This window comes from Moorena sp. SIO3E8 (assembly GCF_010692445.1).
GTDB lineage: Bacteria > Cyanobacteriota > Cyanobacteriia > Cyanobacteriales > Coleofasciculaceae > Moorena > Moorena bouillonii.
This window is the reverse complement of sequence record NZ_JAAHHM010000053.1, coordinates 19,571-45,556: the sequence shown is the minus strand read 5'-3', so window position 1 is coordinate 45,556 and position 25,986 is coordinate 19,571. Positions and strand designations below refer to the sequence as shown.

The window sequence follows — 25,986 nt, the reverse complement described above, 5'->3', positions numbered from 1 at the left end:
GCCTTCCCGTAGCGTGAGCAAAGGTCAATCGCTCTTTTCTACCAGTTGTCTCGAACCGTCCGCTCAAAACCTGCATCCCATCACCCAGGCATAATCAGGCTTTGAGGCACTTGTGTCCGGCAGTCAGCTTCAGTGCTATTAACTCAAAAAAACTTGGTAGCTGGATTACCGGAAAATAAAGCGCAAATCATTTGTTTAGATGCTGAATGGAATCTAGTTAGTAAACAAAATGACTTAAATCCCAACTGTACTGCTTCTGAAGAAAACTTGGCTTATGTAATCTACACTTCCGGTTCTACAGGTAAGCCTAAAGGTGTAGCAATGAAGCATCTTGCCTTGAGCAATCTAATTTTGTGGCAACGGTCAAACACAACAGTTTCAACTAGGGCAAAAACGCTGCAATTTGCACCAATTAGCTTTGATGTCTCCTTTCAGGAAATATTTTCAACCTGGTGTGCGGGTGGAACCTTGGTCTTAATCTCAGAAGAACTGCGACGAGACCCTGTTGCTTTGCTACATTTATTAAGAGCAAAACAAGTTGAAAGACTGTTTCTTCCTTTTGTTGGCTTACAGCAGTTAGCAGAGACCGCTCAAACTTTGGGATTGATTCCCACCAGTCTGCGGGAAGTAATAACAGCAGGGGAGCAGTTGCAAATTACTCCAGCGATCGCAAGCTTTTTCTCCCAGCTAAAAGATTGTTCCCTTCATAATCAATATGGACCATCAGAAACTCATGTAGTCACAGCATTTACCTTAACGGGTTCTACTGACAATTGGTCAGCACTACCACCTATTGGTCGTCCCATTGCTAACACTCAGATTTACCTATTAGATCAATTCGCACAACCTGTACCTGTGGGAATTTCTGGCGAGTTGTACATCGGGGGAGTTTGCTTAGCTAGAGGTTATCTGAACCGTCCTGACTTGACCGCAGAACGATTTATTCCCAACCCCTTTAGTCAAGAAGAGGGGTCCCGCCTTTACAAAACTGGAGACTTAGCCCGTTATTTACCCGATGGCAATATCGAATATCTCGGTCGCATTGATAATCAGGTCAAGGTGCGGGGTTTCCGGATCGAAGTTGGGGAAATTGAAGTAATACTTGCCCAACACCCCGACCTGCGGCAGACTGCGGTGATTGTCCGAGAAGACCAACCAGGGGATAAGCGCTTAGTCGCTTATGTTTGTCCAAATCAGGGGCAAATCCCGACTTCGGGTCAACTGCGCCGCTTTCTCTGGGAAAAGTTACCAGACTACATGGTGCCTAGGAATTTTGTGACGTTAGAAGCTTTACCCTTAACACCCAGTGGCAAAGTCGATCGCAAGGCTCTACCCATTCCCGATGCTTCAAGTTTGATTCGTGAAACCAGTTTTGTTGCCCCCCGGGATTCGGTAGAACTGCAACTAGCTCAAATTTGGTCAGAGATTCTGGGTTTGACATCTCCACGGGTTGAAACCGCGTGGATTCTGTGGTTAGCCCACCGAAAACGGGTTGAAACCGCGTTTTCTTTAAGCCTGTCAACAGACTCCTACATCCCTCGGATAGAAAAATCTACCTGTGGACTTACTTGGATTTAACTTTTCAGCCTATGCCAATGAGGAATACTCCCTGTCCTGCCTGTTCGCCATTGACTCGTCATACTGTCGGCAAGCCCGTTGTTTCGGTATAGCAGGAGTTCCACCTTTAACTAGGACAGTTCAACGTACCGCTGATTTACCATCAATAATAGCACTTAACGACGGGATAAATCGAGGGGCTGTGTGCGGAACCTGCGTCCGCACTTTATAAGCCCCGTTCCGCGTGTCGCTATTCAAGCAGGGGATGAATCCACCTGGCTAACTTTCTATCGCGTTATTTTCTGTTTCTCCCATCGGAGTCCGAGACAACTTCTTTGACTTGGGTGGTCATTCTCTGTTAGCTGTGCGTCTGATGGCTGACATTGAGAAACAATTTGGCAAAAATCTATCTTTAGCCGCCCTTTTCCAAGGCGCTACCGTAGAACAATTAGCCATTCTACTGCGCCAACAAACTGATATTCACTCTTGGTCTGGCTTAGTTGCCATTCAACCCCTTGGAAACCACCCACCGTTCTTCTGTATGCCTGGTTCCGGTGGCAATGTGGTGTACTTCCACCAACTCGCCCGTCATCTGGGAAATGACCAACCCTTTTTACGCCTTACAACCCCCCAGCTTAGATGGGGTGTCGGAACCCTTTGGTAGTGTTGAAGAGGTAGCCGCTTACTACCTCCAAGCCATCCAATCCCTTCAACCCTCTGGTCCGTACTTCCTCGGGGGTCATTCCTTTGGGGTTCTGGTTGCTTTTGAAATGGCACAACAGCTACAACAGAAGGGAGAAACAGTCGCCCTACTCGCCCTATTTGACCTTCCCGCCCGACTTCCTGGTAGCACCCCACAACAGCTAGATTGGGATGATACCCGATGGTTGACCAATATTGCCCAGATCCTCGAAATGTTATCTGGGAAAAATCGGCTCTTGCGTATTTGGTCTGCTAAAATATTAGTTGAAAAGCTAAAAATACTCATCAATGAAAAGAATACTGACCAAATTACTAGGCTTACCAGGAATTGTAGTAGAAGACAGCCAAGAAATTGATAACACGATAATATTAAAAGTCAAGAGGATAGAAAAAAAAGCAGTTTGTCCACGCTGCGGACAAAGAAGCCACAGACTACATCAAAATAAATATCATTTAGTGAAAGATTTACCCTGGAGCGGTCAACAGGTAATTTTGAAAGTGAATAGAAGACAGTTTAAGTGCGAAAATTGTCAAAAACCGTTTAGTGAGAAGTTAGATTTTGTAGGATAAATAAAAAAAATCAAGAAAAGATATGCGGAAAAAATCACGCAGCAAGTTCTTCATAGTGATGTAAAAAATGTAGCATAAAGTAATGGCTTAACAGATGAACAAGTGTGGAAAATGGTAACATTCATAGCGGAGTTAATCAAGCCAATAAATTTAGAAAAGTTAAAAATATTAGGGATAGATGAAATCAGCTTAGTGAAAGGACAAGGAAAGTTTATAGTAGTATTAGTAGACTTATAAACCCATAACTTAATTGGATTAGTAGGAGCGAGAACTCAATTAGAAATAAGAAAAATCATGGTGACATGGGGAGAAAAAGTTTTAAATCAAATAGAAGAAGTGAGTATAGATATGACAGGAAATTATAAATTATTGGTGAAAAAGCTCTGTCCAAATGCCGAGGTAACAATAGATAGATTTCATGTAACGAAAATGGTTCATGAAGAATTAAATCAGGCAATAATAGACCAAAAAAAGACAGCAAAAACATTGCAATTAAAAGAAAGAGCGAAATTATTTAGGAGTATAAAAGGAAGTAAATATACGTTAGGAAAATGTTTGGCGCGAGCCAACTTTCAGAATTAAAAAGAGAAAAAGATTTATCAGAACAACAAAAAGAAAAACTAGAACAAGTAAAATTTGCATCACCGCTAATAGAAATCATGCATAATCTTAAAGAAGAATTCACTCATATATTTGACGAAAGTAAAGATTTAGGATCAGGAACATTGAGGTTAATAGACTGGCTCAAAAAAGCGGGAAAATACTACCCAAAAAGCGTTAAGACAATAAAAAGATGGCTAGTAGAAATAGTGGGATATTTTGAAAGCAGGACAAATAGTGGAGTGGTGGAGGGAATAAATAACAAATTAAAACTAATAAAAAGATGTGGATTTGGGCTAAGAAATTTGACTAACTTTGAAATTAGAGCTATAATGAATTGGCACTTTGATGATAGCTTAGCATACTAAAAACGAAAGAGCCCAAAAGGAAGGAGAGAAAACCCAAAAATGGTTCAATAACCTGGACTAGGAATGGGTGGACGATATTCCTACCTTACTCAAAGTAGGTACTCATAAAGAGCCTGAAAAGAGAGGAGCGCAGTGAGGTTAAAGTCTCATGCTGCGTTCTGAAGACGAGTCGGGTTGGTGACAACCTGGCTTAGTTTAACGCCAATTGCGATGACAGCATTGAAGTTACCTGGACGATAAAGATATGTGTGGAATAGTTGGATTTTTTGGCTCAAATTTACCTGGCTTTGAAGACGCATTGTCAATCTTAGCTCATCGCGGACCGGATGGTACCAGTAGCATTTGCCAGGAAAACTATGCTTTAGGACATAATCGTCTTGCCATTATTGATGTAGAAGGAGGACAGCAACCATTATACGATCCGCAGAGCAAATTATACGCTATTGCTAACGGAGAAATTTATAACCATCAACAATGGCGCGATCGCTTGCAGGGAAACTACAACTTCTCAACCAACAGCGATACGGAAATTCTGCTACCGCTCTACCAAAAGTTTGGCACTCAGATGCCTCAAAAAATCAGGGGTATGTTTAGCTTTATCTTGGCTAGCGATCAGGAATTATTTGTCGCTCGCGATCGCTTAGGCATTAAACCTTTATACTATGCTCAAAGTGAAGAAGGTTTATTTTTTGCTTCGGAAATCAAAGCTTTAATAGAGCATGGTGAACAAATTAAAGAGTTTCCTCCAGGACATTATTACCATTCTAATGAGGGTTTACAACCCTACTACGATTTTCCCGAAGTCGATGTGTTTTTAGAAGATGTAGAGGTGATTTTAGAAAAAATTCGCCAAGGACTTTCTCAAAGTGTCCGCAGGCGTTTAATGTCTGACGTTCCTGTAGGAGTATTTCTCAGTGGAGGACTTGATTCTAGCATTATTGCGGCCTTAATGAAGCGAGAACTGTCAGAACTACATTCTTTTTCCACCGGATTTGCTAACTCTCCAGATCTGAAAGCAGCAAGATTAGTAGCAGAATATTTAGGAACAATTCATCACGAATATATTTACTCAGAAGCAGAAATGCTTTCTGTTCTACCCGAGGTAATTTACCACTTTGAATCCTATGATCCCGCTTGGTTAAGAAGTTGTGTACCTACCTACTTGCTATCTCATCTTGCTAGCCAATATGTCAAAGTACTTCTCGGAGGAGACGCATCAGATGAGTTGTTTGCTGGCTATAGTTATCTAGCTGATTACAATGATGGCAAAACGTTAAATCAAGAATTGGTATATCGGATTAAAGGATTACATAATCTCAACTTGCAAAAATTAGACAGAATGACAATGGCTCATGGTTTAGAAGCAAGAGTTCCTTTTCTAGATATAGACTTTGTGGAAATGGCACTGACTATAGATCCTACCCTCAAGCTTTACCAGAGATTTGGCATTGAAAAATGGTTGCTCCGTAAAGCTTTTGAAGACTATTTACCCCCAGAAATAGTTTGGCGAGACAAGATGGAATTTGCTCATGGTTCTGCTTCCTCTAAAGTTTTAGCAGCTCACGCTGAGGCTACTATTTCTGACCAAGATTTCGATCGGGCACGCTTTCGGGGAGACCCCATAAAAAGTAAGGAGGAATTACTCTATTACAGGATTTTTGAGCAGTATTTTCCTCAGCCATTTGCCGTCAATTTAGTTGGCAAGTGGGATCGAACTTTCCATTAACAGTTCAATTCTTAGTTAAATTGAAGAAAAAATGGCGACCACAGTCAATTACTATGATGTTCCCTTAAAAAGGTTGAATTCCCAAAATGCTCTGGGATTAGGGGTTGTATTCACGGATTTTGAAAATGCGAAAATAGAGTTATGCAAATGGCCTACTTCAGGAAAACGACCTCTAATTTCCAGTAACTATTCAGGGGGGGGAGGGTGTAAACTGGGGAACATGGAAGAGAAGCTCACGATTGCTGGAGTCGAGATTCCCAGGGAAGACTGGGAAAAGACCCCCGCCAATGTCAAAGAACTCATACTACACCTAGAACAAAGACTCACGACCATAGAAGAGCGTCTGGGACTCAACTCTAAAAACAGTTCCCAACCCCCATCCAAAGACCCACCGGGTCAGAAGAAAGCCAAAAAAAGGCACAGAAAGCGAGGCGCTCAAAAAGGACATCTTGGCTTTGGACGAGATCTGTACGACCCAAGTGAGTGTAGTGAAGTCGTCGAGCATAAACCGGAGCATTGCCAGTACTGCCAAAGTCCCCTGAAGGGAGTAGACCCCAATCCCTACCGACATCAAATCGTCGAAATTCCCCCAGTCCAACTCGAAATCGTCGAACACCGACTTCATGCTTTAGACTGCCCCAACTGTGGGAGAAAAACGCGAGGGTCTCTGCCAGAAGGAGTAAATCCGAGTGGTTACGGAGAGCGCCTGCAAGGAATAGTGGCTTTACTTAGTGGCGGGTATCGCTTAAGCCACGAACAGGTCAAAAACCTGATGAGGGAATTGTGGGGAGTACGCATAAGTATCGGCAGTCTCAACCGTATCCGGCAAAAAGTCAGCCAACAGCTTGCTGAGAGTGTGACCGAAGCGATGACTTACCTCCAACAGAGTGCCATCGCTTATGTGGATGAGACCAGTTGGAAGCAACACAACGGCGATGGCAACAATCCCGAGAGAAAGTCGAGCTGGTTGTGGGTAGCTGCGTGCGGCTTAGTGACGGTTTATCGGGTGACCCTCAATCGGGCTGGCGGTAGCGCCCAAGAATTACTCGGACCCACTTATGGGGATCTGGTGGTCAGCGACCGCTATAGCGCCTACAACTGGCTTAACCTCAACCAGCGACAACTGTGTTGGGCTCACTTGAAACGGGATTTTACTCGGATGTCCGAGCGCTCTGGGGTAGCCGGTGAAATCGGTCAAGCTTTACTCAGACAGACCCAGCGCTTGTTTCGTTGGTGGCATCGAGTGCGCGATGGGACTCTGTCATGGGAGTTGTTTGAGATTGCCATGACTCGTTTGCGTACTAGCGTACATCGCCTTCTGAGTGAGGCTGCAGATTTGTGCGAGCATCGACAAGAAAAGACCCCATTAGCTAAAACCGCACGCACCTGTGCCATGATTCTGAAACTTGAATCGGCTTTATGGACTTTTGTGGACTGTCCCGGCATTGAGCCGACCAATAATACTGCCGAACGAGCACTGCGCACCGCAGTGATTTGGCGACGCTTGAGTTTTGGGTCTCAGTCGGCGGGAGGGAGTGAGTTTGTGGCGCGGATGTTAACTGTGGTGACAACTCTACGCACTCAAGGACGTTCGATTCTCGATTTTCTGATTCAGGTTCTGCGCTGTGAGGCGACGTCTCTTCTTCCTCTACCCAATGGCATCGAGTTCGAGCGTGGCTGAGGCCAACGAGTTTCCCTTTGAACGCATTTCCCTGGAGATGCTTGGGTTCGGTTTCTATCACCTCGTCAGTGCTCGTGCCCAGGGCTATACCCAAGACGGGCTGCGCTATGTCATTTCTGAGGAAAATCAAGAGCAAGGGTGGGTTAAACCTTTGCGTCAAGGACGGTTGAGACCGACAAAAAACCTTTCTCCTTTCCCTTGCGATCGCATCGTTTAGTCTAAACTCCAGATCGACCCTTCAAAGGCCAAAAAGCCCCGAAATCCGTGCTGGGGGAACCGCTCTTTTCCTCTGTGGCTGAACTGGCTTCTCTCGACAGACAAAACCTATTGTCAAAGCTCGCGTTTTGTCCAAAGTCTAATCTTCTATGGTTGTGAGTCTTTGTTCCAGGTTTAATATGAGTTCTTTGACACTGGCGGGAGTTCTTTCCCAGTCTTCCCTGGGAATCTTGACTCCAGCGAGCGCGAGCTTCTCTTCCATGTTCCCCAGTTTACACCCTACCCCCCCCTGAATAGTTACAATTTCCAAGGGGGGTTACGGTACTGTTATTGAAGAGGAGTTCAGAGTCTATTGGGAGGGGTCAACCCTATTTTCTGCCGGTCATCAGAATGCTCGCGGTGGTGCAGCGGGTAAGATTATATCCGAACCAGAAAGTAACTCTAAATATATTCTGGTAAACTGGCTGAGTGCCCATCTAGATGCAGGAGAAGCGTTTATGCCTAAAAATGGCGAACCAAGTATATTTCTTTTGGCTCCTCCTAAAGAAGATGTCAAACCTGAAGATTTTGTAGCTCTTTATTCAGATGGTAGTTGTGGCATTTCAATACATCCTGGAGTCTGGCATACAAATCCAATATCACTTTCGGGGAAAGAAGTTGTTTATCAGAGAAAACAAGGCAGTATTTATGCAACAATCGATTGTTTCTTAACCAAAGAGCATAATACTTGGTTAAAAATTCCCCTAGGTCAACCGCAAGACGGTTAAACTGCTCTATTCTATTTATCGATAAAAGGAGTAATATGGTCACATTAGTTCAGCAACTCAAATCGGCTTTTCGCATCCAATCGGTTACCACCGTCAATAACGGGGTGCAAATTACTTGGAAAGATGGTCACGAAAGCTTTTATCACAACCTCTGGCTGCGCGACACTTGCCACTGTCCCAAATGTTTTCAACCAGACACATTAAGCCTCAACAGTGGAGAAGGAGAAGGACACGACCCCCTGAAAATGCCACTAAATCCGATAACTGAAACGGTCAAAATAGACCGCGAAGGAAATTTAGATATCATTTGGGGCGGTGAAGAACCCGGACATCATAGCGTCTACGATCCATCTTGGCTGCGAGTTCACTGTCAAAAAGAGCCCGCTCTCAAACAGCGACGAAAACCCCAACTGTGGGACTCATCGCTGTCCATCCCATACTTCGATTACCAGGAAGTGATGAGGGACGATGAAACGCTACTGCATTGGTTGGATAAAATGCTGGATGTGGGAATGGTAATTATTGACAGCTTTCCCAAAACGAGAGAAGCATTTCAGGCATTAGTAGAGCGCGTCGGACCGATTCAGCAACGATATCACCCTACCGACATCTATACTTTAGACACAGCCAACCAACTAGCAGGAAATATCCACCACTCCTATAAGTACTTGCATCGGCTGGACAATCATACCGATCACGTCTCCTACAACGTTCCTCCCAGACTTCAATTTCTCGGATGTATTGAATACGAAAATCCTGACAATGACAGACAAGGATATTCCACTCTGGTAGATGGTTTCAAAATTGCTGAAGTTCTGAGGACTCAGCAGCCAAAATATTTCGAGCTACTCACCCAAGAGTATATACCAACAGGTCGCAGACGACTGGGTGTAGAGGAAAAAGTATCTGACAAGGAAAAAGGCACCAAAAAATACCAATGGGAAATCTATTATCGCCAGCACGTCATTAATTTGGATAAAAATGGCGAAGTTTACCAGATTCGTCACAATAAAAACGACCGCGTACCCCTTGAGGTTTCCCCGGATAAAATTCAAGACTTGTATGCCGCCTACCAAGCATTTACAGCATTAGCTGAATCTCCAGAGTATAACGCCGAATTTCTTATAGCTCCCGGACAGGTATTGGTAAATAATAACTGGCGACTGCTCCACGGACGGACGGGTATTCGGAATCCCCAACTGCGACGAGTTTTACTGGGAGCGTATATGAAGCCGGAAACATTCCGCAGCCGACGGCGACTGTTGCTCGGGAAAAAAAGTGGAATGCCGGATATGTGGTTAATGGGATGTTCGGACCGCGCTTTAGAAATTCTGGCAGAGCGCATGAGCGATTGAAATTAAGGCTAAATTTAGCTATTGGTACTAAGCGCCAAATAAGCGCCCAAATATAGCCCAAGCTGGCTTTATATCTAGCAAATACGTTCCAGTTTTCTTGGAGCCAAGGGACAAAACGGCAAGACATGGCGCTACGAAAAGCATCTATTGCGTCAGCAAATGTCTCTAAAGGTTTCGATGCCCATCGCCAAAGTAATCCCCCAGTCAGTTGATGCCACAAAATAAAAGTATAGGCACACATAACTAAAATAAAATGCCTCATCAAGCTGCGGAAAGTGCCGAACTTGATATTCTTTTAGCCCCAGCCACCCCTTGGCTTCTCGATAAAAAACTTCTACCCAATTTCTTTGAGCATAAGTCTCGACTATCCACTGGGGAGTCACCACCTCCGTTTCCTGGTTGGTCAAAAAATAGTCACGGTGCGCTTTCCAATGGGCGAGTAAATCGCCCTTGGGTCGCACCGCAATGTCTGTGGCTTCATCAAAGCTTGGTTGATTCATGACGATCGCCAAACTTCTGATTCCCGACAGACGAGAGACGTACACGTCTTGTCGGGCTACCCAAAGGGTTTTTGAGGTCGTTAAATTGAGTTGTACTTCCTCGAAAGCCCCTTGCCTGATCACCGAGTAACCCTTTAAAGATTAGCTTGCCTGACAGTCTTTCTCATCCGCTTAAAGTTCCACAGACCAAACATTAACCAGAAGGCTAGTAATCCTGTTGTTAGCAGTAACACTACCGATGGGCCAAATTGCACAATCAGTGCTGGTGCAGCAGCAGTAAACAAGCCACCACCTACTATTGGTTCAAAAAACAACTGTTTGTAGGCGAAACTCTCAAAAGCACCGGTATGGTTATCTGGGTCTACCATCTGGATCAACAAAATACCGGTTGCTGTCACTCCCATGGATTGTCCCATGTCCCCGATGCCACGCTCAAACCAGTATCTGGGGAGTATACGGGGTGCGAGGAAAACAAATGCCCAGATGTTCCAGACGATGCCAGCGATCGCAAGAATTAAAAATGGCAGGAGGTTGTTTCCCAGCACTCTTAGGGAAATCGACGCTAATGCGGTCACAATTACCACATCTAACGCTACCCCAGAGATGCGCTCCTGCAAGGGTCGAATAATTAGTGACCCCAGTCCTAGACGCACCGTTACTACTTGGACAATCAAACCACCAATTAGTGCCATGGGAAACAGAGGCACATACTCAATTACTTGAAAGCCACTGGCTCCCCAAGTCACTGACTCAATGAACTTGAGCACTGCCAAGATTACCCAGCCGATGGCGATCGCAACTCCTACAAAAGCAAGGTTCAATGACAGGGGATCGATCAGTAAACCATCCATTAATCTCGCTCTGGCTAACCTAACTTCAGTAGGTTCTCCTTGAATTGTCTGTTGAATTGTATTTTGAATTTTATCCCGAAACTGTTGTAGCTCACTGCTGGGATCAGGGCTGGCCTGGATGTAGCCCTTGCGCCTGCCCCAGCTTGCTAGCCAGGTACCTGCGATCACCCCTGTGACAATACCGAGTGTAGCCAAGCCTAGAGCCAAGTCACCACCGTCGTTAAAACCCAATTTTCTAAAGGTATCGGTCATGCCAGCAGCGGTGCCGTGACCGCCTTCAAAGGCAATTTCGATTAATGCACCTGCGATGGGATCGACACCGAATATCGGACTCAAGACTAACAGAACTAGCAGCAGTCCAATCACATATTGTCCCCAGGCCAGGGTTTGACCGAATGCGACCTGAGGTGCCGCTTTGCGCCAAATTTTTATGGGACTGGGGATCGCTTCACCTAAAAATAAGGCGGCGAAGACAACATTGATAAAGACACCAGGAGACTGAGACCAAACTGTTCCCATGGTTTTCGGAAACAGACCCCCAGCCAGTAATGAATCTGTACCTGATAGGGTAGATGCGATCGCACCCAATACTGCTGGTCCGAGTAACAATGCTACTCCCCCAGCAATAACAGATTCTGGTAGATAAAGGGATTGAAATAGCCGAACTTTTTGTTTAAGAAACCTGCCGATCAGGAGTAGAATCCCGATCATGATCAAAGCAAATAAAGCATTGATGAGCGTAAACATAGCACCTTCCCCTCAGTGGGATAGTTACACCAGCGAAGTCAACTGCCTCTGGTAACTAAAAATTTGAAATTTGACGGTAAAGCTTTGATGGTAAAGCTTTAACAGTAAAGCATCGTCGGCGAGTTGAGTCTGTAGTGGTGAAGCTGAATAAAGGATTATTGTAACTCAGGCGAGAGATAAAATTCCGTCTAGTGCATGGATTTTTCGGTCAGACTAATCGGATCTAGAGCATTTATGACAATATTAATTGTCAGAATTTATGATCGAAACTTCCCTACTCCCTACTCCCTACTCCCTACTCCCTTTGCTATATGATAAATACTCAAGCATATTTTATCTAACCCATGACTTCTACTCAATACCGTAATCCTGCTCCCACTGTTGATATCATTATTGAACTAATCGACCGACCCCATCGACCGATTATTTTGATAGAACGGCAGAATCCCCCCCTAGGCTGGGCAATTCCCGGTGGCTTTGTAGATTACGGCGAGTCGGTAGAAACAGCAGCGGTGCGAGAAGCTAAGGAAGAAGTCAGCTTACACGTTGAACTAATTGAGCAATTCCAGGTGTATTCCGACCCTAATCGTGATGCCCGTAAGCATACCATTAGTATTGTCTTTTTAGCTACAGCAACGGGTGTTCCAAAAGCGGCTGATGATGCTAAAAATCTTGGCATTTTTCACCCTTGGGAAGTGCCATCTAATCTCTGCTTTGACCACAACAAAATTTTGCAGGATTATTGGAATTATCGTCATTATGGAATTAGACCTAGGCTATCTGCGGAAGTGATACAGTAACTCATCAACTACGGATACATTGAACTAACCTGAATGCAAACATCAGCCTGTAATCCTGATAATTAAGAACAGTTAAGGATTACCACTCATGAACATCAAGCCCTCTTTAATGGCAGCTGCTACTGTAACAATCGCTGCTTCTACATTGAACGCCATCTCTGCCGAAGCGGCTGTTCTTGACTTCGATATTTCTCCGTTTACCGGTGATCCAGCTACAGTCAACATTACTTTAGAGGAAGTTGGCAATGATGTTAAGTTTAACTTTGAAGTGACTGATACCTTGGCCGACATCACTGGGGTATTCTTCGATATTAACGACACTTTCAATTTGAACTCAAATGATTTGAGTGTTAGTGGCAATGATGTAACCGGGAGTTTGGTAACCAATACTAGCAATCTTGGCAATGGTGTCAATCTGAACGGTGGTGGTCCTAGCAACCCTGGCTCATTCGATTTTGGTTTAAAGATTGGCACCAATGGTATCGGAACTGATGATATTCAATCCACTAGCTTTACCCTATCTCACGCTACAGAAGCCTTAACGCTCGATATGTTTGAGGAGCAAAAGTTTGGAGTGCGTCTGCAAAGTGTAGGGTCTAATCGTGAAGGCAGTAGTAAACTAACAGCAATATCCCCTATAAAAGTTATCCGCCCCTCTGACCCCAAACCAGTTAGTGTACCGGAACCCTCCACTCTACTGGGATTAGGCTTATTCGCTGTAGGTCTAGCTGGGACACGCCGCATTGTCAAAACCTAAGGAGTTGATATCAATCAAGCGGCTTTTGTCTTGGATATTACTAATAGTAGAGTAGAAAATTCGTTTGTTATCAATCGGTAAGGATATGCGCGTAGCGCATATCCTTATACCAATGGGGAAATAATAAAATTGGATTGTGATTCTATCGTCGTCACAAACAATGATTGTTCTTGATAAAGGATACTCAGGAATTTGATGCTTCAGTTTCTGTAATCGAAGAATTCGAGAGATTAACTAAGCGCAGGGTGTATCTACTTTTCTTTGGGACTGAAAAAGTATAATAAAAAAAATAATACCTGCTGATAATATCACCTTAGGATCTAATATCTTAGAGTTTACAGATAGCTTCCAAAACTTTTAACAATTGAAGATAACTCTCAGATTACATCAAGTTTAGTAATGGCATCAGCTGATAAGTTGGTGAAGTTTCCTGGTGCAGATAAACAAATTGATAGCGTAAACCATTCGTCACTAGCCCCCATACGGATTTTTGTTGAAAATGTTAGTTACCCTTATTATATCAAAAGCATCTAAAATTTAAACTAAAGGATCGTAATTCTATTTTAGTAAATATTGTAGTTATTATGCTACAATCAATCAAAAGAGTTAGCCATTGAAAAGTTAGCCAATGCTTTACCTCTTGGAATAAAGTTTGAAAGTAAAAGAAAAAGACTACAGCGCTTCTTGATGCAGCCGCTCATGGTGGTTTCCCCCATGAACGGCTGCATCAAGACAATGAATCGAGAGTTAATTTGGGACTGTATCTTTCCTTAGTTAATTGGCCTCAAAGCCTTATACAGCAAGCTTTTCATGGCTCATGTCACCCCCTCAGCCATGTCATACCAAATCCGGCTTACAGAGAACCCTTTCTTATTGAGAAAAGACTGATATACATAAGTCTTAATTGATAAGAAGGTACCTATCTCAACAGGATTTGGTATCAGTATTAATTTCAAGGCAAAATTAGCTTTTAATGTTTTTGGAAGAATGTATCTATTGCTGTGATAGCACGATCTACATCTGCATTGATGTCATAGAGCGATACATGACTTGCACCTGAAATCTCGACCAGCTCTTTGGGTTCGCTTGCAGCCTCATAAAATTTTACTGTCAATGAGCCAGTATCCTGTAATGCCTTCTCACCGTAGATACCGATGTACGGTGTGTAAAGATAGGGTGCATAGGACTGAGCATCAGCTAGCATTGGTGTTTCCAGCATAAAAGTTGGCGACTTGTGAGAGTAGTTAGGATAGGTTTCAGCTCCAGCCCGTTTGGTCATGTAGTACTGATAGCCTTCATACTGAGCTGATTTTTTGTCGAGGGAGTCGAGATCCAAACTTTCCATACCAAGGGCATCCATGTATTCGACTTTACCCGTTTCATAAAACTTTTGCCGTCCCGCATTTGCTGTTGCGATGGCAGCGCAAACAGTTTCACGATCCATCGTTTTGAAATAACTTGTTTGATTACTCATCATGCCAGAGACGGTTGCGATCGCTTTGAGCCTTTTATCCGTAGTTGCCACTAGGGCCATATAGCCACCACTGGCGCACATGCCAAGGCCAAAAAGGCGATCTCTATTAACAAAGGGTAAGGTGCCCAGAAAACTAATCCCATCGCGGATGCTTTCCATCTTAATGTTGGCGTTCTCATAGTTGCGAATTTCACCTTCACTGTCACCATAGCCAACGTGGTCGAAGGCTAAAGCAACATAGCCCTTCTCGGCCAGCTTGTGGCAATAGATCGCACCACTCTGTTCCTTGACCTGATTGAAGGGAGGCGAATAGATAACAGCTGGATAGCTGTTAGAAGGATCAAAGTCTCTAGGAACATATAGATTAGCCGCTAGAGTATATCCCTGGCTTTTAAAGGAAATCTCGTTTTTTCCGGGATTAAGGATCAGATTAAACATGTTTTATTCCTATCTACATAGTTTGATTAGCAGAGTCTTCAGCACGATTTTCAGGACTTCTCCACAGAGCATTTATGACCTTAGAATGTGCCCCAAGCGCTCTGCGTCTACTTGCAGATTAATCCCTTGGAATCTTCTAAAACAAGCCTATTCCTCTCATTTTTTTGCCTATTTATCTCAGAGAAGGATCAATATAGTCAAAATAAGTCATCCTAGATTCATGAATATGTGTAAGATTGTCCATCTTATTAATCGTCACGCAAGTTCCGAGGGCGTAAACGATACCCCTATTGAGGGATTACAACTGTTTCGAACGAGTCACCTTGTGGAACGATTGCCAGGGGTATACGAACCTGGCATTTGCGCCATTGTCCAGGGTAGGAAACGAGCATATTTGAACGGCACAACGCAAATCTATGATAAGAACCAATACTTGTGCTGTACGCTGCCTCTTCCTGTAGAGGCAGAGGTGATCGAGGCATCACCGGAAAAACCCCTACTTGGTCTTTGGTTGGGCATTGAGACTCCCACAATGTTTGAAACTGTTATTGACATGGCAGCTATAGACAGTTCCAGCACCTCCAGTACCGAAATAGTACCTGGGCTAACTGTGGCCAAATGGGATAACGAATTTACGAAGGCACTTCAGCGCATCCTGGAATTGCTAGATGATCCTGTTGCCCTCAATATACTCGGCAACGGTAGGCTTAAAGAACTGATGTTTGCCGTTCTTCGAGGCGAGGCTGGGTGCTCGGTTTACCAAGTATTTGGTGGAGGAATGCAGAAAATATCGCGGGCCTTGACCTTCCTGAGAGCCAATCTTCATGAAGCTATCTCGATTGACGAGTTGGCCAAGGAAGCAGGCATGAGCCGCGCAGCGTTTCACCGCAAGTTCAAGGAAATCACGACTTATTCCCCTATTCAGTTTATTAAGCTTCATCGCCTCAATGATGCATCCAGGCTTATTGTGAGTGGCTCTACAGTTGCTGAGGCCGCATATCAAGTGGGTTACTCTAGCCCATCTCAGTTTAGTCGAGATTTCCGGCGGTATTTTGGCCAATCCCCTCGCCAGTGGCAGGGCTATTCCATTATAGAAAAAAAAGGTTTATAGTGAAGCAATAGCCCGAAAAAATGGCATAATTCCGATAATATACCCAAATCCTGAAGAAAAGCTTAATCGACGTTTCTCTTGCAAATACTTGATCACCCTTGATCCTCATGGTCTTCGTCATCCTCTATGGCTAGTGCTTCTAATTATCATTATGGGGATGATCAGTGGTTATTGAGGTTATCGACAATTGGGTAGATTTGTGGAACGCCACCGAGCCCGAATTAATTAGTAGACTTCAAATTCATGCATGCTCGTGTTCCTTCTTATTCAGCAATCAGAAGAGTCATGATTAATTTAGATTACGAAGAACTCCAAGTTGTGTTTAATCAATGGAGTAAACAGTCCGGTGCGCTTTCCTATCAGCTTTGAGGAGATGCACCCAATGGCCGCATGGCCGCTCAAGTAGCGTGCCCATAGCCCATAAGCTGAATGCTTACAGTCTTCGAGGTCAGAATTCAGTATTGCCAAGGGAGAGCCGGTGACTTGCTGAAAAGCCGGGATTGATGATCGTGATTTTTTTTTGCATTATAGAAGTAACTCCTACTTGGTTGGGAGGAAAGCCGCGCTGGTGATGATTAACGGCCATGCTCAGCGCGGTTATTAGTATCAGTCTTTACCTTCTTTAGTATAGATAAATTCTCGAAAAAATGCAAGGGCTAATTAAAAAAAATTACATTTATTTACAAATAATAGTTATAGCGACTTAAGTTACTAGTAGTTAACGTTTTTATAGCTACTATGGTTGAGTAATTATCATAGTTGATATCGGGGAAAAGGATTAGAAATTAATCATTTGTATTGACAGGCATAAGGTTTTGCAGCCTGCGGAACACTATTGTTTTATATAGCGCTTTTAAATTAGGTGAGGTACATGTTTTTAGGGAGCTTTGGAGCTGGAAGCAGTGAAATCAGAAGGTAAGCCTATGGGCACTTATCACAGGCTAGAAGCCTGTTCCACCCACGCTACGGGAACAGCTGTCAGCCGTCAGTGGTCAGTAGTCAGCCTTTGGCTGAAAGCTGAAAGCTGAAAGCTGAAAGCTGATCGCTGATCGCTGATCGCTGATCGCTGATCGCTGATAACTGAAAGCTGAAAGCTGATAGCTGATAGCTGATCGCTTACCTCAAAGCTGACCAATGCCAGCAGAAACTGATTTTTTCTCCAATGCTGAAACAGTTTTGATATTACAAGTTTTTTGATTCCAGATATATGCCCCTAAACCAACAGCTAGGTTAGAAATACAGGCAGCGGCAAAGATACCATTCACGCCAAATAGGTGACTGCCTAGATAGGCCAGTGGTATGTAAAGCACCACCATCCGAGTCACCATCATCACCACTGATGGTAACGGTTTACCTAAGGCATTAAAGGTGGAACTGGCAACTAGAATCACGCCTGCTCCGGCATAGCTAATCGGGACAATAACTAGGTAAGTGGCGGTAATTGTGATTACTTCTGGGTTGCTGTTAAACAGGGAGGCTAACCAAGGAGCTGTGGCAGCAAGAATCACTGTTACTAGCACTCCCCAAAATAAGCAAAATAGGAAACTTAGACGCAAGGCTTGATGGACACGGAGGTATTTTTTCGCCCCCCAGTTTTGCCCTACAAACGGTCCAATGCTGGCAGAGATTGCAATTAGGACAATCTGGCTAAAGGATTCTACTCGTGAGGCAATGCCAAAACCTGCTACTGCTATAGTTCCGTAACCAGCTAGCAACCCAGTGATCACACCAATAGATATGGGAAATACCATGCTGGTTCCAGCAGCAGGCAAACCCACATAGAGAATTTTTTTCCAGGATTCTAAAATTACTCTCAGCTTGGGCAGGTTGAAGCAAAGCATCTGCAGGCGATTGTTGAGAAACCACAAGGCTACAACTAGGGTGGTGGCGCGGGAAATTACTGTTGCGATCGCTGCTCCTGCCAGTTCTAATCGAGGAAATCCTCCCAGTCCGAGGATTAAGACTGGATCGAGGGCAATATTGACGAATGCAGCAACCGTCATTATCACGCTGGGAATAGCAGTATTGCCGGAAGCGCGGATAGCATTGTTACCCACCATGGGGATAACCAGACAAATCATTCCCCAATACCAAATCTGCATGTAACTACGAATCAGTGGTAGCAAATCGGCATCAGCTCCTAAGGCGGTAAATAGGGGATCGATAGTGGCTAATCCCAGCAACGTGAACAGTGCTACTACTAGCAGAGACAGGGTTAGACTATCTGTTGTCAGTCGTCGCACTTTCTGGAGATCGCCTTCTCCAATGGCACGGGCAATCACAGAGGATGCTCCCACCCCTAACCCCATCGCTAGACTACCTAAAGTCATCACCACGGGAAAGGTGAAACTCATAGCTGCTAGGGGTTTGGTTCCCAGTTGTCCGACAAAATAGGTGTCAATCAGGTTGAAAGCAATAACTGCAAACACTCCCCAAATCATCGGTATCGTTAGTCGGCTTAGCTGGGAGCTCACCTTCCCTTCAATCAGGTTTTGCTTCATGGTAGGGCATGCCTTAATTAAACTTAATAAAATTTTACTAAATTTAAAATTTAATGGGTTTTGAGGATTTATCTTAGGACTTACGCAAATCCCTCAATTTAACGCTACCTGTAGGGTGGGCAAGGTTTTGCCCACCCTACCCATGGATTATGTGCGTAAGTCCTGTATCTATAGACAAGGCAAGAGGATAAAAGTGATAAATGGGTCAAAAATAGTAAATTAAGTAAATAGTTTCGCCTAATCCATAACGAATGGGTTTAGTTTTTAGCTAACTGCTGAGAGCTGATATAGCAATCCCTGTAGGAATTGAGATAATTGTGCTCCCTGTTCCCTATTCCCTATTCCCTGTTCCCTGTTCCCTGTTCCCTTTGCTATACCTAACTACTTAAACTAATAGTTTCAGAAACCTTATAAATTTAAATAAAAGCTTCTTTGTGCCTAAGTAAGTTTTAACAAACGCTTCTTTGTGCTCTGGTTTTACATGACGAAATGGACTATAGGTAGATTCCCAACAAAAAAGAGAATAACCATAACCAGAGTTTTGGGCAATTTCTATCTGCTTGTTGAGTTCATTTATGGGCTTAGGGCGATAGAATTCTCCACTGTAGATACCTACGGCTACCGGAACGTAATAACTAGCTTCTCGTAAACCAGACGATCTTAGAGTATTGATTACTTCTTGGCTGGTCTTGCGATAAATTTGGACAATCACTTCATCAATCAAGCCTTGGCGGATCCAATACAACCAATTTTGAGAGTATTTTCTGTAGGAAAAACTTGGGGAATTGGGAGAAAGAGATATAATTAAATTAGGGTTAATTTTTTTAACCGCTTGGTAAATTTTACGGGTTAATTCCGTCATCACTCTGGCGTGATTTCCAAATTGAGTTGGAATGCCCCAATGATCGTCTAGTTGAATACCATAGAGGTTGGGATAGTTCTTAGCCACTTCAGTAAATAAATTAATGAAGTACTGTTGAACATCTGGGTGGTTTGGATTTAGCCACAGATGTTGATCGATAGCTTTTTCTCCTGTTGACGTCTTCAGGAGCCAATTGGGATGCTGCTTAGCAAATTTTGAATTAAGATGAAGCATCATGCCATGCTCATACCAAGCATAGATTTTTAAGCCTTGACGTTCACCTTCTTTGATAGCGGCTTTTAGGGGGTCGGTGAAGGGTAAGGTAATCCAGTTATTTTTGAGGGAATAGTTACTAGGATAGGTAGTTCCACCATTATAAACATCAACGTAAATTCGATTAAAATTCAGACCAGATAACTCGTGAAATACATTGTCGGTTTGTCCTGTATAGGATAGAAAGTTGTTACCAACATGAGTTACCCAAATTCCTTGAATTTTATTGGTGGTTTTTGGGGTATGGTGAGGGGCAGGAATGATAGTGTTAAATCCTACCAATAGCACCACTCCTATTAATATCCAAATTATAAATTTATTGAATTTTTTGGTTAATGGAAATTTCATTAGTTACTTGGTAATTGGTAATTGGTAATTATTATTTTCCTAGGCATATGCGCACTTATCACAGGCTAGAAGCCTGTGCCACGCACGCTACGCGAACAGCTATCAGCACTCAGCTGTCAGCTTTTAAAAGGAGGAAAACTAGGTATAAAAACTGAGGCATTTGGCTGAGGGAGCCGAGTAGATGAGTATTTGTGGACAAACCTCAAGAATCACCAACGCCCAAATCACCAATGACCAATGACCAATGACTAATGACTAATGACTAATGACTAATGACTAACGAGCTTCCATCGGAATATAGGGAGCATCGTGAGTGCCAGTGTAGACTTGAGTGGGTCTAAAAATTCGATTGACGGCTAGCTGTTCCTTCCAGTGAGCTAGCCAACCTGCAACCCGTGCGATCGCAAACACTGGTGTAAACAAGTCACTCGGAATACCCAGCTTCCGGTAAACTAAGCCGGAATAGAAATCCACATTGGGATAAATCCCCTTGTGACCCAGTTTTTCCTCCACTGCTTTCTCCAACTCCAAAGCAATGTCGTAGTACTTGTCTGTGCCAGATTCCTTAAACAGTTGTTCCGCTAAGTTCTGAAGTATAGTTGCTCGCGGGTCTTTTACCTTATAGACTCGGTGACCGCAACCCATAATTTTTTCTTTGCGCTGCAAGCGCTCCTCCAAGTAAGGGTGGACATTCTCCACTGAGCCGATGGTTTCCAACATGGTAATCACTTCTTCATTCGCCCCTCCGTGTAACGGACCAGCTAGAGTTCCCACCGCTGATGCCACTACTGCATAGGGGTCAGTAAGAGTAGAAGCAGTCACCAGAGCCGAAAAAGTAGACGCATTGATAGTATGTTCGGCATGGAGTGTCAGGCAAACATCAAAGACATGAGCCTCTAGGGGAGTTGGCTCTTCCTCATTGAGCATATACAGAAAGTTAGCTGCATAGTCAAGATCATCCCGAGGGCGTACTGGATCGTCCCCTTTGCGCATCTGCTTAAATGCTGCTACCATGGTAGGTATCTTAGCCAACAGGCGAACCACGGCTCCCCGAATGTATTGTGGATTGTCTAAAGCCCGCTTGGAGTAAAACAGACCCAAAGCAGCAGCAGAGGCTTGTAGAGCATCCATCGGATGACCAGTTTCTGGAAAACATTTCATCATGTCCCGGATGCTGTACTTGATCCGTCGGTGGAGGCGAACGTCCTCCTGGAATTCATAAAGTTCGTTCTTAGTAGGGAGCTCACCCCAAATCAGTAGATACGCGGCTTCTAGGAAAGTACTTTTTGATGCGAGTTCTTCGATCCGAATGCCACGATACTCTAGTATTCCCTTCTGCCCATCAACGTAGCTGATACTGGATTGAGCTGCTGGAATGCCTTCTAAACCTGGCTGGTACTCGCAAGCTATCATGTTATTACCTAGAGAATCTTCAGTCATCTCAGGCTAACTTACCAGAGATTAGTTCTTTAGTCTTCCGTGCTACAAAGATTATTAGTTTATAGTTTAATGACTATATTATAGCACTCTTTGACTTCTCTGACCCATGAATGGGGGGAGATTCCGAACACCATCAACCCTGAAAGATGGCTATACTAACCACTTAGGTGAGGTCAGCAAGAATAGCTCACTGCGACCGAAGGGCTTCCCAGTATTAGGAAGCTTTAACCCAATTACTCCAGCTTTTTTGAGCACTAGTTTTTGATTGGATACTCCCCACACCAACATTTCCGCCCAATTCGCTAAATCCGGTTGATGACCAACTAGAGCCAAACGTCTTTGAGCATTAGTCTTTCTCCACCTCTGCTGTAGCCAGCTGAGCCATTGGTGAATGTCACCCTCAGGAGCGAGACTATCCGACTCTTCAACCAATGAGCCTAAACCAACATCTTGGAGGATAGCAGCGGTTTCCTTAGCTCTGACCAATGGACTAGTCAAGATTAGGTCAAAGTTTAGCCCTCGTTTATGGAGCTCCTTTGCTACTTTACTAGTTTTTTCATGGCCAATTTTGGTCAGTGGCCGCTCTCGATCGTTGTTGTAGGTGCCTCGCTCAGCAGCAATACCGTGGCGAATTAAGTAGAGTTCCATGGGCTGATGGTTGAGATTCGCTTAAAATGCGATCGCGCTCACTGAAAATACTCCTGAGTTCATTAGTTGGTATTAGTCACTTTAGATAACCGTATCCTGGGGATTAACTAACCGCAGTAGTTTTTGCTTGACTTGGGTATCAAACACTTCCCACTTGAGCTTGGCATACTCCGATTTGTCATTAAAACTACTCAAGAATCCCGTCGGAATTTCAAAGCCACCAGCCATCATGCGTCCACCACCAAAGAAACGCCCATGACTGTCTTGACCGAAAGCTTCTTTGATAAATTCATCAGGGTCGAGGGTTAACTTATTGGTTCTCAAGGAACCAATCACCACTTCTAATTCTTGGTCTTCATCGTAAACAATCCCATAAACCACAGCAGTGTGAACATTTTCTTCAGTAACTAAAAAGTCAGCAGCTTGGGGAATAGCATCCCGGTCTTCATAGCGAAGATAGCCCACACCAGCCATAGAGAAGTTATCTTGGAGAAGGCGATATTTAAGCGATCGCTCAATCACATCCATCACTCGGCGAGATCGAGATGTTTTGAGTATAGCGTTAAGCAGTTGAGTGTCGTAGAAGCGGCTGAGATATCCAGCTGCCAAGAAATCCTCTTCCTGAGCCTGCATCAGCATATTAGTATCAGAGCGCAGACCATGCATCAAGGCTGTAGCACATTTGATATGTTCACTAATGCTACTATCAAGCTGTAGTAACCCAGCCTGAAGGTAATGGGTTAATAGCGTCGCGGTGGCTCTTGCTTGAGGACGAAGGTCAATAAATTCTGCTTTCAACTCCCCTTGACTAGTGTGATGATCAAAGATTGCAATTAGAGGAATATTCGCCTCGGTAACAATCGGTAATAGCTGGGTGGTTGTACCCTGATTATCAATCAGCACATAGCCCTGATACACCGATAAATCTTGATTTTTTGTGGTCTCCACACTCCAGCGTTTGGTTGGTAAACCAGTCAACTTAACCAGGGCAATGTTTTCCTGGTGAGAGAGGGTACCAGCATAGACAATATCGCATTGGATATTATACTGCTCGGCAATCAGCTGGTAAGCCCAAGCGCTAGAGAGAGCATCTGGGTCAGGGAAATCTTGTAGGATGATCAGTTGCCGCTCATTTTGATGACGCTCTAGAGTCTCCTGCAACTGTTGTACTTTTGAATGTACTTTTGAACCTGATGTAGCCGACTGCCACCTTTTTGTTTGGGAATTTCCCACGGAAGAATTTACATCTTGAGTAGATGACGGTTGCGCTTTAGCATCAACCTGTTCTGAATCTAAGCTAGATGCACCACTGTTAAGTAAATTGTTAGTCATTAGTTAGTAGTCATTAGTCATTAGCCATTGGTGATTAGCCATTGGTTAACTGTCACAAGCCCCCTTTTGGCTTGATTAGTCGTGACATGAGTTAGCGGACTAGCCACCAATCACATACTTCCGCCACTCCTGATGCCGTCCAGTTTTTAAGTCTTTAGCAATTTCAAAGTGGAGACTACTATAAGGTCTCCGGGGTTGGGTTCGCAACATCATGTTGGCTTCTTTAGGGGTGCGATTCCCTTTTTTGACGTTGCAGCGCACGCAAGCTGTAACAAGATTTTCCCAGGAGTCACCTCCATGGCGAGAACGAGGAATCACATGATCTAACGTTAAGTCATCACCGCTGTAACCGCAGTATTGACAAGAGTGACCATCACGGTGCAGGATGTTACGACGGGTAAGGGGAATCTCTTTGTAGGGTATCCGGACGTAATGGCGCAGTCTAATCACTGTAGGCAGTGGAAAATCTGCGTAAACGTATTTGCCGTTATGTTCGATACGCTCTGCCTTACCCTTGATCAACAACACAACGGCCCGTCGCCAGTTGGTGATGTTGAGCGGCTCATAGGAGGCGTTTAACACCAGAACCTTACCCATTGGTGATCTCAGCTAGGAGGATTTTCCCAGATAGTAGCACAGGTTGCTCAATCTGGGTTATTTTTCCATGGGTTAGTTTAATTTACCCTATTGCTGAACTGCTGAACTAAAGGCTGAACTCAAGAAATCCGTCAAGGGTCAAGTCAACTATAGTTAGGTCAGTTACCCATTACCCATTACCCATTGCTTTAGGACCTGTGAGCAGATAAGTAGTCATTTTCCCTTTGCCTTTGACTTCAAAGGGTTCCCGTTTATCAAACCGGTACTTATCTTTTAATTTCTCATAGGTAGTAACTGTAACCTGAATGCCACCTGGTATACCCTGAGATTCCATACGGCTAGCCATATTTACGGTATCACCCCACAAATCATAGCTGAATTTTTTGATTCCAATTACCCCAGCCACCACTGGTCCACTGTTGATGCCAATCCTGAGACGGAAATTGTGATTCGTTTGAGCATTGTACTGGGCAATTAATGTTTGCATATCCAATGCCATTTTAGCGATCGCTTCTGCATGATACTTGCAAGGTTTTGGCAGACCGGCAACAGCCATATAAGCATCACCAATCGTCTTAATTTTTTCGACACCATGCTCCTCAGCTAGTTGGTCAAACTCTGAAAATATTACATTGAGAATTTCGACCAGTTCAGTGGGAGAAGTTTGGCTTGAAAGTTTGGTAAAGTCAACTAAATCAGCAAACAAAACAGTGACATCTTCAAAACTTTCTGCCAGAGTACGTTCTCCTTTTTTTAACTGTTCTGCGACCGGTTGGGGCAAAATATTAAGCAGCAAAAGCTCAGCTTCGGTTCGGGCACGACGAAGTTCATCTTCAGCTTTTTTGCGCTCTGTAATGTCGCTAAGTGTGCCTTCGTAGTAGAGTAAATCTCCAAAATTGTCTCTGACTGCTCGTATATTTTCCGAAATCCAAATTACCATACCATCTTTCCGATAGACCTCGGACTCAACCTCTGATAATGTTTCTTCTTTGTGGATTAGGGCTAATATATCGTCACGACGCCTCGGTGCGAGGTAGAGTTCTTTCCCAATATCCGTGACTTGATTAATCAGTTGTTCTGGCGACTGATAGCCCAAAATACTTGCTAGGGCTGGATTAGCGGTGATAAATTTTCCTTTTGGTGTAACTTGAAAAATCCCTTCAGTGGCATTTTCAAAGATACTGCGATATTTATGCTCAGCTTCTTGTTTCTGCTTGATTTCCTTTTGGAGCTGAAAATTTTGTGCTTGTAGTTGCTTTTGTAAACGCCCGATTTTCAAGTGAGTGTTTACTCTCGCTCTTACTTCTTCCTGCTGCACTGGTTTAGTGAGATAATCTACTGCACCGAGCCTGAAACCTTTAACTTTGTCGAGAGTATCAGTACGAGCCGTCATAAAAATAACTGGGATGTCTCTAGTTGACTCTTGAGCTTTCAAGCGACGGCAAGTTTCAAACCCATCAATTCCGGGCATCATAATATCCAGTAATATTAGATCCGGTTGAGCATAGTTGACTTTTTCGAGCGCACTATAGCCATCTTGAGCGACTAAGACTTTAAATCCAGAATTGCTCAACAACTCAAACATCACCCCTAAATTAGTCGGACTATCATCAACAATCACAATTACACCTTTATAGCCAATTTTGTTATAGCTCTCAGTTAGGGTAATTTTCCGGGAAGAGGAATGATGATTAGTTTGAGTTACTGAGGAAATATTCATAATCACATGAACTCGTTATTGGGGGTTTTCGCTAATCAATGGCTA

23 protein-coding genes and 2 pseudogenes are annotated in these 25,986 nt (G+C 43.8%); 14 read left to right on the top strand and 11 right to left on the bottom strand.

Features of this window, described 5'->3' with window-relative positions; translation table 11 throughout:
- Positions 1-132 precede the first annotated feature (132 nt).
- The 11 genes and pseudogenes from F6K46_RS21410 (at position 133) to F6K46_RS21360 (ending at position 9,542) form a co-directional block, all read left to right on the top strand.
- Positions 133-1,578, top strand: a complete 1,446-nt coding sequence (locus F6K46_RS21410) for an amino acid adenylation domain-containing protein (protein WP_293062505.1) — start codon at positions 133-135, stop codon at positions 1,576-1,578.
- 343 nt (positions 1,579-1,921) lie between these two features.
- Positions 1,922-2,221, top strand: coding sequence for a phosphopantetheine-binding protein (locus F6K46_RS21405; RefSeq protein ID WP_293117317.1), 300 nt, complete (start codon positions 1,922-1,924; stop codon positions 2,219-2,221).
- Positions 2,157-2,615, top strand: a complete 459-nt coding sequence (locus tag F6K46_RS21400) for a thioesterase domain-containing protein (RefSeq protein WP_293062502.1) — start codon at positions 2,157-2,159, stop codon at positions 2,613-2,615. The genes F6K46_RS21405 and F6K46_RS21400 overlap by 65 nt, the downstream gene beginning before the upstream one ends.
- Complete coding sequence (locus F6K46_RS21395; RefSeq protein ID WP_293062500.1) at positions 2,548-2,829, top strand: transposase family protein; 282 nt, start codon at positions 2,548-2,550, stop codon at positions 2,827-2,829. The genes F6K46_RS21400 and F6K46_RS21395 overlap by 68 nt, the downstream gene beginning before the upstream one ends.
- A gap of 294 nt (positions 2,830-3,123) precedes the next feature.
- Positions 3,124-3,411 carry a transposase gene (locus tag F6K46_RS21390; protein ID WP_293062498.1) on the top strand — a complete coding sequence of 96 codons (288 nt, stop codon included), beginning with the start codon at positions 3,124-3,126 and terminating at the stop codon, positions 3,409-3,411.
- Positions 3,381-3,764 (top strand): annotated as a pseudogene (locus F6K46_RS21385) (transposase); the annotation flags it as partial. The gene F6K46_RS21390 and the pseudogene F6K46_RS21385, both read left to right, overlap by 31 nt.
- Before the next feature lie 277 nt (positions 3,765-4,041).
- A complete protein-coding gene (asnB, locus tag F6K46_RS21380) occupies positions 4,042-5,523 on the top strand; it encodes an asparagine synthase B (RefSeq protein WP_293062494.1) in 1,482 nt (493 codons plus the stop codon).
- Positions 5,524-5,554: 31 nt separating this feature from the next.
- Positions 5,555-7,204: an IS66 family transposase gene (locus F6K46_RS21375; RefSeq protein ID WP_293062492.1), complete on the top strand. Its 1,650-nt coding sequence runs from the start codon at positions 5,555-5,557 to the stop codon at positions 7,202-7,204.
- A complete protein-coding gene (locus tag F6K46_RS21370) occupies positions 7,179-7,421 on the top strand; it encodes a hypothetical protein (protein ID WP_293031188.1) in 243 nt (80 codons plus the stop codon). Before F6K46_RS21375 ends, F6K46_RS21370 begins: the two co-directional genes overlap by 26 nt.
- Positions 7,422-7,713: 292 nt before the next feature.
- Positions 7,714-8,187: an ureidoglycolate lyase gene (locus tag F6K46_RS40205; RefSeq protein WP_365940653.1), complete on the top strand. Its 474-nt coding sequence runs from the start codon at positions 7,714-7,716 to the stop codon at positions 8,185-8,187.
- 35 nt (positions 8,188-8,222) lie between these two features.
- Entirely contained in the window at positions 8,223-9,542 is a 1,320-nt protein-coding gene (locus tag F6K46_RS21360; RefSeq protein WP_293062490.1) for a TauD/TfdA family dioxygenase, read from the top strand.
- A 43-nt stretch (positions 9,543-9,585) separates the two neighbouring features.
- Here the strand turns inward: F6K46_RS21360 and F6K46_RS21355 are convergent.
- A pseudogene (locus F6K46_RS21355) lies at positions 9,586-10,162 on the bottom strand (transposase); the annotation flags it as partial.
- A 14-nt stretch (positions 10,163-10,176) separates the two neighbouring features.
- Positions 10,177-11,640 carry a sodium/glutamate symporter gene (locus F6K46_RS21350; protein ID WP_293062488.1) on the bottom strand — a complete coding sequence of 488 codons (1,464 nt, stop codon included), beginning with the start codon at positions 11,638-11,640 and terminating at the stop codon, positions 10,177-10,179.
- 344 nt (positions 11,641-11,984) lie between these two features.
- On the opposite strand from F6K46_RS21350, the gene F6K46_RS21345 reads away from it, so the two are divergent.
- A complete protein-coding gene (locus F6K46_RS21345; RefSeq protein WP_293037376.1) occupies positions 11,985-12,440 on the top strand; it encodes an NUDIX hydrolase in 456 nt (151 codons plus the stop codon).
- Positions 12,441-12,528: 88 nt separating this feature from the next.
- Positions 12,529-13,197, top strand: coding sequence for a PEP-CTERM sorting domain-containing protein (locus F6K46_RS21340; RefSeq protein WP_293062486.1), 669 nt, complete (start codon positions 12,529-12,531; stop codon positions 13,195-13,197).
- Positions 13,198-13,790: 593 nt separating this feature from the next.
- On the opposite strand, the gene F6K46_RS21335 is transcribed toward F6K46_RS21340, so the two are convergent.
- Positions 13,791-13,925 carry a hypothetical protein gene (locus F6K46_RS21335; protein WP_293117314.1) on the bottom strand — a complete coding sequence of 45 codons (135 nt, stop codon included), beginning with the start codon at positions 13,923-13,925 and terminating at the stop codon, positions 13,791-13,793.
- A 242-nt stretch (positions 13,926-14,167) separates the two neighbouring features.
- On the bottom strand, positions 14,168-15,109 hold the full coding sequence (locus F6K46_RS21330; RefSeq protein WP_293062484.1) for an alpha/beta hydrolase: 942 nt from the start codon (positions 15,107-15,109) through the stop codon (positions 14,168-14,170).
- On the opposite strand from F6K46_RS21330, the gene F6K46_RS21325 reads away from it, so the two are divergent.
- Positions 15,108-16,220, top strand: a complete 1,113-nt coding sequence (locus F6K46_RS21325; RefSeq protein ID WP_365939917.1) for an AraC family transcriptional regulator — start codon at positions 15,108-15,110, stop codon at positions 16,218-16,220. The two genes, F6K46_RS21330 and F6K46_RS21325, sit on opposite strands and share 2 nt — an antisense overlap.
- A 1,121-nt stretch (positions 16,221-17,341) precedes the next feature.
- Here the strand turns inward: F6K46_RS21325 and F6K46_RS21320 are convergent.
- The 7 genes from F6K46_RS21320 to F6K46_RS21290 all read right to left on the bottom strand — a co-directional run bounded on the left by F6K46_RS21320 (position 17,342) and on the right by F6K46_RS21290 (position 25,941).
- The gene (locus tag F6K46_RS21320) at positions 17,342-18,721 is read right to left on the bottom strand and encodes an MATE family efflux transporter (protein WP_293062483.1); all 1,380 of its coding nucleotides are present in this window, start codon (positions 18,719-18,721) and stop codon (positions 17,342-17,344) included.
- A 385-nt stretch (positions 18,722-19,106) separates the two neighbouring features.
- On the bottom strand, positions 19,107-20,204 hold the full coding sequence (locus F6K46_RS21315; protein ID WP_293062481.1) for a family 10 glycosylhydrolase: 1,098 nt from the start codon (positions 20,202-20,204) through the stop codon (positions 19,107-19,109).
- 276 nt (positions 20,205-20,480) lie between these two features.
- Positions 20,481-21,617, bottom strand: coding sequence for a citrate synthase (locus F6K46_RS21310; RefSeq protein ID WP_293062507.1), 1,137 nt, complete (start codon positions 21,615-21,617; stop codon positions 20,481-20,483).
- 177 nt (positions 21,618-21,794) lie between these two features.
- On the bottom strand, positions 21,795-22,292 hold the full coding sequence (gene sixA, locus F6K46_RS21305) for a phosphohistidine phosphatase SixA (protein WP_293062479.1): 498 nt from the start codon (positions 22,290-22,292) through the stop codon (positions 21,795-21,797).
- Positions 22,293-22,373: 81 nt separating this feature from the next.
- A complete protein-coding gene (locus F6K46_RS21300; protein ID WP_293062477.1) occupies positions 22,374-23,624 on the bottom strand; it encodes a bifunctional oligoribonuclease/PAP phosphatase NrnA in 1,251 nt (416 codons plus the stop codon).
- 99 nt (positions 23,625-23,723) lie between these two features.
- Positions 23,724-24,221, bottom strand: a complete 498-nt coding sequence (locus F6K46_RS21295) for an HNH endonuclease (protein WP_293062475.1) — start codon at positions 24,219-24,221, stop codon at positions 23,724-23,726.
- Positions 24,222-24,390: 169 nt separating this feature from the next.
- On the bottom strand, positions 24,391-25,941 hold the full coding sequence (locus F6K46_RS21290) for an adenylate/guanylate cyclase domain-containing protein (protein WP_293062473.1): 1,551 nt from the start codon (positions 25,939-25,941) through the stop codon (positions 24,391-24,393).
- Positions 25,942-25,986 lie beyond the last annotated feature (45 nt).

Excerpts from the sequence above, each read along its gene's own strand:
- F6K46_RS21400 (WP_293062502.1), top strand. The coding sequence starts at position 2,157 with ATGACCAACCCTTTTTACGCCTTACAACCCCCCAGCTTAGATGGGGTG.
- asnB (WP_293062494.1), top strand. The coding sequence starts at position 4,042 with ATGTGTGGAATAGTTGGATTTTTTGGCTCAAATTTACCTGGCTTTGAA.
- F6K46_RS21320 (WP_293062483.1), bottom strand. The coding sequence starts at position 18,721 with ATGAAGCAAAACCTGATTGAAGGGAAGGTGAGCTCCCAGCTAAGCCGA.
- F6K46_RS21295 (WP_293062475.1), bottom strand. The coding sequence starts at position 24,221 with ATGGGTAAGGTTCTGGTGTTAAACGCCTCCTATGAGCCGCTCAACATC.
- F6K46_RS21300 (WP_293062477.1), bottom strand. The coding sequence starts at position 23,624 with ATGACTAACAATTTACTTAACAGTGGTGCATCTAGCTTAGATTCAGAA.
- F6K46_RS21375 (WP_293062492.1), top strand. The coding sequence starts at position 5,555 with ATGGCGACCACAGTCAATTACTATGATGTTCCCTTAAAAAGGTTGAAT.
- F6K46_RS21390 (WP_293062498.1), top strand. The coding sequence starts at position 3,124 with ATGGTGACATGGGGAGAAAAAGTTTTAAATCAAATAGAAGAAGTGAGT.
- sixA (WP_293062479.1), bottom strand. The coding sequence starts at position 22,292 with ATGGAACTCTACTTAATTCGCCACGGTATTGCTGCTGAGCGAGGCACC.
- F6K46_RS21395 (WP_293062500.1), top strand. The coding sequence starts at position 2,548 with ATGAAAAGAATACTGACCAAATTACTAGGCTTACCAGGAATTGTAGTA.
- F6K46_RS21325 (WP_365939917.1), top strand. The coding sequence starts at position 15,108 with ATGTTTTATTCCTATCTACATAGTTTGATTAGCAGAGTCTTCAGCACG.
- F6K46_RS21370 (WP_293031188.1), top strand. The coding sequence starts at position 7,179 with ATGGCATCGAGTTCGAGCGTGGCTGAGGCCAACGAGTTTCCCTTTGAA.
- F6K46_RS21310 (WP_293062507.1), bottom strand. The coding sequence starts at position 21,617 with ATGATAGCTTGCGAGTACCAGCCAGGTTTAGAAGGCATTCCAGCAGCT.
- F6K46_RS21315 (WP_293062481.1), bottom strand. The coding sequence starts at position 20,204 with ATGAAATTTCCATTAACCAAAAAATTCAATAAATTTATAATTTGGATA.
- F6K46_RS21340 (WP_293062486.1), top strand. The coding sequence starts at position 12,529 with ATGAACATCAAGCCCTCTTTAATGGCAGCTGCTACTGTAACAATCGCT.
- F6K46_RS21330 (WP_293062484.1), bottom strand. The coding sequence starts at position 15,109 with ATGTTTAATCTGATCCTTAATCCCGGAAAAAACGAGATTTCCTTTAAA.
- F6K46_RS21290 (WP_293062473.1), bottom strand. The coding sequence starts at position 25,941 with ATGAATATTTCCTCAGTAACTCAAACTAATCATCATTCCTCTTCCCGG.
- F6K46_RS21335 (WP_293117314.1), bottom strand. The coding sequence starts at position 13,925 with ATGCAGCCGTTCATGGGGGAAACCACCATGAGCGGCTGCATCAAGAAG.
- F6K46_RS21360 (WP_293062490.1), top strand. The coding sequence starts at position 8,223 with ATGGTCACATTAGTTCAGCAACTCAAATCGGCTTTTCGCATCCAATCG.
- F6K46_RS21345 (WP_293037376.1), top strand. The coding sequence starts at position 11,985 with ATGACTTCTACTCAATACCGTAATCCTGCTCCCACTGTTGATATCATT.
- F6K46_RS21350 (WP_293062488.1), bottom strand. The coding sequence starts at position 11,640 with ATGTTTACGCTCATCAATGCTTTATTTGCTTTGATCATGATCGGGATT.